7 protein-coding genes are annotated in these 5099 nt (G+C 72.8%); 1 reads left to right on the top strand and 6 read right to left on the bottom strand.

Going from position 1 to position 5099, the window contains the following annotated elements; all coding sequences use genetic code 11:
• On the bottom strand, nt 1-169 hold a 169-nt coding region (locus AB0J52_RS26815), incomplete at its 3' end, for an NAD-dependent epimerase/dehydratase family protein (RefSeq protein ID WP_500185082.1).
• Between the two features lie 83 nt (nt 170-252).
• Here AB0J52_RS26815 and AB0J52_RS26810 point away from each other — a divergent pair.
• Complete coding sequence (locus AB0J52_RS26810) at nt 253-888, top strand: TetR/AcrR family transcriptional regulator (protein ID WP_500185077.1); 636 nt, start codon at nt 253-255, stop codon at nt 886-888.
• A 9-nt stretch (nt 889-897) separates the two neighbouring features.
• Here the strand turns inward: AB0J52_RS26810 and AB0J52_RS26805 are convergent, their stop codons facing one another.
• The 5 genes from AB0J52_RS26805 to AB0J52_RS26785 form a co-directional block, all read right to left on the bottom strand.
• The gene (locus AB0J52_RS26805; RefSeq protein ID WP_500185076.1) at nt 898-2346 is read right to left on the bottom strand and encodes an oxygenase MpaB family protein; all 1449 of its coding nucleotides are present in this window, start codon (nt 2344-2346) and stop codon (nt 898-900) included.
• On the bottom strand, nt 2343-3089 hold the full coding sequence (gene uppS, locus AB0J52_RS26800; RefSeq protein ID WP_500185080.1) for a polyprenyl diphosphate synthase: 747 nt from the start codon (nt 3087-3089) through the stop codon (nt 2343-2345). Before uppS ends, AB0J52_RS26805 begins: the two co-directional genes overlap by 4 nt.
• Before the next feature lie 179 nt (nt 3090-3268).
• A complete protein-coding gene (locus AB0J52_RS26795) occupies nt 3269-3868 on the bottom strand; it encodes a hypothetical protein (RefSeq protein ID WP_500185074.1) in 600 nt (199 codons plus the stop codon).
• Nucleotides 3869-3873: 5 nt separating this feature from the next.
• Entirely contained in the window at nt 3874-4890 is a 1017-nt protein-coding gene (locus AB0J52_RS26790) for an adenylate/guanylate cyclase domain-containing protein (protein WP_500185079.1), read from the bottom strand.
• 45 nt (nt 4891-4935) lie between these two features.
• On the bottom strand, nt 4936-5094 hold the full coding sequence (locus tag AB0J52_RS26785) for a biotin protein ligase-related protein (protein ID WP_500185078.1): 159 nt from the start codon (nt 5092-5094) through the stop codon (nt 4936-4938).
• Nucleotides 5095-5099 lie beyond the last annotated feature (5 nt).

Raw genomic sequence — 5099 nt, 5'->3', positions numbered from 1 at the left:
GGCGCAGCGAGTCCGCGTCGGTGAGGTCCGCGCGGTGGTGCTGGACGCCGTCCGGGACGTCCGAGGCGGAGATGGTGCGGGAGGTCGCCGCCACCCGCGCGCCGTCCGCCGCGAGCATCCGCACCAGCGCGCCACCGACGTTGCCCGTCGCTCCGGTCACCACGATCATGTCGTTCTCCTGAGTTAGTTAGTTCGCTGACTGACTTCGGAACCGTAGCACGATCGGGACGGGGGTTGTCTATAGTCAGTCAGGTGACCAACTCAACGAAGGCGCGGGGATCCGACAAGCGGCGGCGCCTCACGGCCGCCGCCGCCGAGGTCGTGCACCACCAGGGCGCGGAGCGCACGACGATCGCCGACATCGCCAGGGCCGCCGACGTGCCGGTCGGGAACGTCTACTACTACTTCAAGACCAAGGACGACCTGGTCCAGGCGGCGCTGTCGGAGCACGCCGGGCACCTGTCCGCCCTGACGGCCGAACTGGACGCGCTGCCGGACCCCCGCGAGCGCCTCAAGGCTCTGGTCGGGGCGTGGGTCGGGCAGCGCGAGACCGCCGCCCGCTACGGCTGCCCGACCGGCACCCTCGCCACCGAGCTGGGCAAACGCGAGGACGGCGGGCTCGGCGAGGAGGCCGGCCGGGTTATCCGGCTGCTGCTCGACTGGACCGAGCGGCAGTTCCGCGAACTCGGCCTGGACGACGCGGGCGGCCTCGCCCTCACCTTCGTCGGCGCGTACCAGGGCATGTCCCTGCTGGCCCACGCCCTCCGCGACCCGGAGATCATGACCGGCCAGGGCGCGCGCCTCGACCGCTGGCTCGACTCCCTCGGCCCCTCGGACGCCGGAACCGGCTCCGACCCCGGTCCCGTCGCCGGTTCCGGCGTCCGCTGAGCCGTCCGGTCACGCCTGGGTGAGGAGGGAGTCGTACCCGGCGGAGCCCTTCCGGCCGGACATGAAGGCGAGGAACTCGCGGACGAACTCGCTGCGCGTGTACCGGACGTCCTCCCCGGCGGCGCCCACGTCGCGGGAGAACGCGGTGCGGAAGAGCGCCCGGTGCTCGGCCGCGCTGATCGACTCGTCGTCGTCCACGTCGGTCGCGTCGAACAGCACCTCGGCGACCCGGACCAGGGCCGGGCTCGCCAGGGAGGCCGCCGCGGCGGCGTACTCCGCACGGCTCACGCGGCCGTCGGCGTCGTCGTCCAGCGCTGCCGAGAGCTCCCGCCACCAGCCGGCGAACGCGTCGAACAGCCGCTCCTCGCCGTCGGCGTCCAGGTCCAGGCGGGACGCGATCTCGCGGGCCATCGCGGCGAGATCCGGCCAGGAGACGTAGCCGTCGCCGGTCTGGTCGAGGACCTCGGCGAAGAACCGGTCGGCCGACCGCGCCGCGCTCCCCTCCGCCGACCCGCCGCCCGACAGCGGCGAGAGCAGGCGGACGAGCGCGGCCGCCCGGCTCTGCTGCCGGCGCAGCGTCGAGAGCACCTGCGTGCCGGACCCCTCGGCCCGGCTGGGGTCGAGGAGCCCGATGAGGGTGTCGGTGCGCGTCCAGGACTGCGGCAGGACACGGGACGCGACGCCGGTCCCCATGTAGACGCCGCGGGCGAGCAGGTGCGAGCCGGGCAGTTCGCCGAGGCCCGCGCGCTGCCGGACGGGTTCGGGCAGCGACGCCTTCAGGAACTCGGCGATCACCGGGCCCGCCATGACGCGGCCCGCCGACCAGAGGGCCGGGTAGGGGCGCAGCAGCGGCGGCGCGGGCATCCGGCCGAACAGCTCGAACAGGATGATCCGCATCGCCTCGGTGTGCTCCAGGCCGCGCTCGATCACGTCCTCGTAGTAGGGCCAGAACTCCTCGACCGTGGCGGGCAGGTGGTCGGCGTTGCCCTCCAGCAGCATCAGGATCGCCCGGAACTCCTCGTAGAGGCGCTCCATCTCGGCGGCGTCCATGGAGACACCGCTCATCCGGCTGAGGTTGACGGTCGACTCGAACAGCGAGCCGACCACCCAGGCGCGGGCGTCGGCGTCCATCGCGTTGTAGGGCCGCCCCTTCGGGTCGACGCCGGCGATGCGCGCGTGCATCCGGTTGAGGCGCGCCGCCTCCTTGTCGCGGACGTCCGGGTCGGCGTCCAGGATGCGCTGGACGCTGAGCAGGGTGTTGAAGATCCGCCGCCACGGGTGCGCCACGAAGGTGGAGTTCTCGATCAGCGCCGCGCCGATCTGCGGGTGCGCGGCCTCCAGCACCGTCGCCCGGACGACGGCCAGCCCCCACCGGGCGTCCCGGCAGTAGGCGTTCAACGACGAGTCCGGGCCCAGGATCGAGATGTCGGGCTGTCCGGTCTTGGTCTCCACGCTCATGTGCTGCCTTTCACCAGGGGGTGCGGGTCGGGTTGCGGGGGCGGGGTCGGGGTCGGGGTCGGGGCCGTCGGGCGGACGTCGCCGAACCGGCGTTCGCGGAACCGGTAGGCGTGCAGGCATTCGTAGAAGTGCTCCGCCCGGAAGTCGGGCCAGAGGACCTCGGGGAACACCCATTCGGCGTAGGCGACCTGCCAGAGCATGAAGTTGGAGATGCGCTGCTCCCCCGACGTCCGGATGACCAGGTCGACGTCCGGGGTGTCGGGGTTCGGCAGGTGCTCGGCGAAGCTCGCCTCGGTGATCTGGTCGGCGGGCACCCCGTCGCGGATCAGCGCCCGCGCGGCCTCGACGATGTCGCGCCGTCCGCCGTGGTCGAACGCGATGGTCAGGGTCATGCCGCGGTTGTCGCGGGTCAGCTCGGCGAGGTCGGCCATGTCGCGCGCCAGCCCGGCCGGGATCCGCGGGTCCGAGACGCCGAGGAAGCGGCACCGGATGCCGCGCGCGCACATCGACAGCGCGTGCTTGCGCAGCGTCCGCCGGACCAGGCCCATGAGGAAGTCGATCTCGTCGCTCGGCCGCCGCCAGTTCTCGGTGGAGAACGCGTACAGGCTGAGCCAGCGCACGCCCGCCGCGCGCGCCGACTCGATGACGTCGATGACGGCCGCCTCCGCGGCCCGGTGCCCGGCGGTGCGCGGCAGGCGCCGCTGCCTGGCCCAGCGTCCGTTCCCGTCCATCACGCAGGCCACATGCCGTGGCACGGACCGCCCGGGGTCCGCTCCGTTGGGGTTCACCCCCCGAGCATCGCCCGCCGTTTCGGGGAACGCTTCGCTTTGTCATCATTCGCATCCGAAGAGTGACAGACCTGTGGCTTTAGGGGTCACTTCCGTCGCGTGACTCGTCCGCGTTCACGCTCTTTGCGGCGTGGTCAGAAGTTGATCGCGGTGAGGGCCCAGCCGCGGTCGGCGGCCGCCGTGACGGCTTCGCCCCACTGCCGCGTCAGCGCTTCGAACTCCTCGAACGTCGCGATCCAGCGGCCGGGGTCGGGGGCCTGGGCGTCGAAGGCGGCCCGGAGCCCGGGCAGGCGGGGGGCGAGGCGCGTCCAGGCGTCGGCGAGGGTGTGGACGGTGCCGGGGGCGCAGGCGATCAGGGTCGTCGCGTGGCGGGGGTCCCGGTCCGGGAAGACGCCGGGTTCGAGGTGGTCGTGGGGGTCGTCGGCCAGCAGGCGGTTCAGGAAGGCGTCGCCGTCGGCGCGGACGGACGGCTCGACGGCGGCGCGCATGTGGTCCCAGGAGTGGCCGGTCCAGAAGTGCGGCTTGTACGAACCGGCGGTGTCACGGAACTCGTAGAGCGCGTACCAGCCCACGTCGGGACGTTCCGGCCAGACGAGGCCGGGCGGCGGGTCGAACGCGGCGTCCTCCGGGAGGAGCGCGCAGGCGGCGTCCTCCAGGAGTTCGTAGCGGGACTCCGGCGCGGTGTCCAGGACGCGCGTCCAGTCCACGACGAGGGCGGTGAGGTCCAGGCCCACGGCGTTCAGGACTTCGCGCGGCGCAGGACGTAGGGCTGGATGATCCCGAGGCCCTGCACGGGGCGGCGGACCATTCCGGTGATCGTGTAGTCGTCGTTGCCGGTCAGCGCCTCGGCGAGGGACTCGTCGATGACGACCGTGCCCGGCCTCGCGAGGGCGGTCAGCCGGGCGGCGAGGTTGACCGTCGTCCCGAAGACGTCGCCCATGAGCGGGAGCACCGGGCCGTGGGCGACGCCGACGCGGACGTCGGGGATCTCGGTCTCGTCCTGGATCGCGGCGGCGACCGAGAGGGCGATCTCCGCGACCGTCTCCGGGCTGTCGCCGCAGAACAGGACCTCGTCGCCGAGCGTCTTCACCAGGCGTCCGCCGCAGCCGGCGATGATGTCGGCGGCGGTCTCCTCGAACCACTCGACGACGCGGGCGAGCTCGATCTCGTCCAGTTCGCGGCTCATCTGGGTGAACGACACCATGTCGGCGAACCCGACGGTCATGACCATGCGGCCGGGCAGGTGCGACCCGTCGTGGCCCTCGGCCTCGCGGGACGCGGCGGCGGCCATGGCGCGGGTGCCGGCGGCGGCGAGCTGGCGCCGCCAGGCGTGCACGACCAGCGGCTCGAACTCGTCGATGTGCTTCTCGGCGATGTCCACGATGGACGACACGGCCTCGGCGGACGGCTGCTCGTGCGGATCGGACACCAGCATCGCGCTCAGCAGGTTGACCTGCCACTCGGCGAGCCGGGTCATGGTCTGGCCGAACGCCCGGACCAGCCGGACGACGCCGTTCTCGTCCAGGACGCCGTCGTCGATCAGGCGGCGGATGCGGCACAGCGCCGCGACGTCCCCCTCGGTGTAGGCGACGGCCTCCTCCGGCATCGACGGATAGCCGAACGCGCGCCAGAGCCGCCGGGCGAACTCGGTGGTGATCCCCGACAGCCGCACGGCGTCCACCCGGGTGTACTTCAGCTCGCCGCCGAGCAGCAGCTCCTCGATCACCTTGGGGTCCGGCAGGCCGGCGTCCGACATCTCCCCCTCCAACGTCACGCGAAGTATCGTGGCCGATCGCGCCGCTCAGCGCACATGCACCACGTCGCCCGCGCTGATCGGGAACTCCCCGCCGGGAGCCGCCACGACCAGCCTGCCCTCGGTGTCGACGTCCTCGGCGAGGCCGTGCGTCTCGGCTCCGCCGGGCAGCTGGACGCGGACCTCGCGGCCGAGCGTCGCGCACAGCTCCC

Source organism: Spirillospora sp. NPDC049652 (assembly GCF_040675125.1).
Classification (GTDB): domain Bacteria; phylum Actinomycetota; class Actinomycetes; order Streptosporangiales; family Streptosporangiaceae; genus Spirillospora.
This window is presented reverse-complemented; position numbering and strand designations above follow the sequence as displayed.

What these genes read in the sequence shown, in the direction of transcription:
- AB0J52_RS26805 (WP_500185076.1), bottom strand. Translation starts at nt 2,346, where the DNA reads ATGAGCGTGGAGACCAAGACCGGACAGCCCGACATCTCGATCCTGGGC.
- AB0J52_RS26790 (WP_500185079.1), bottom strand. Translation starts at nt 4,890, where the DNA reads ATGTCGGACGCCGGCCTGCCGGACCCCAAGGTGATCGAGGAGCTGCTG.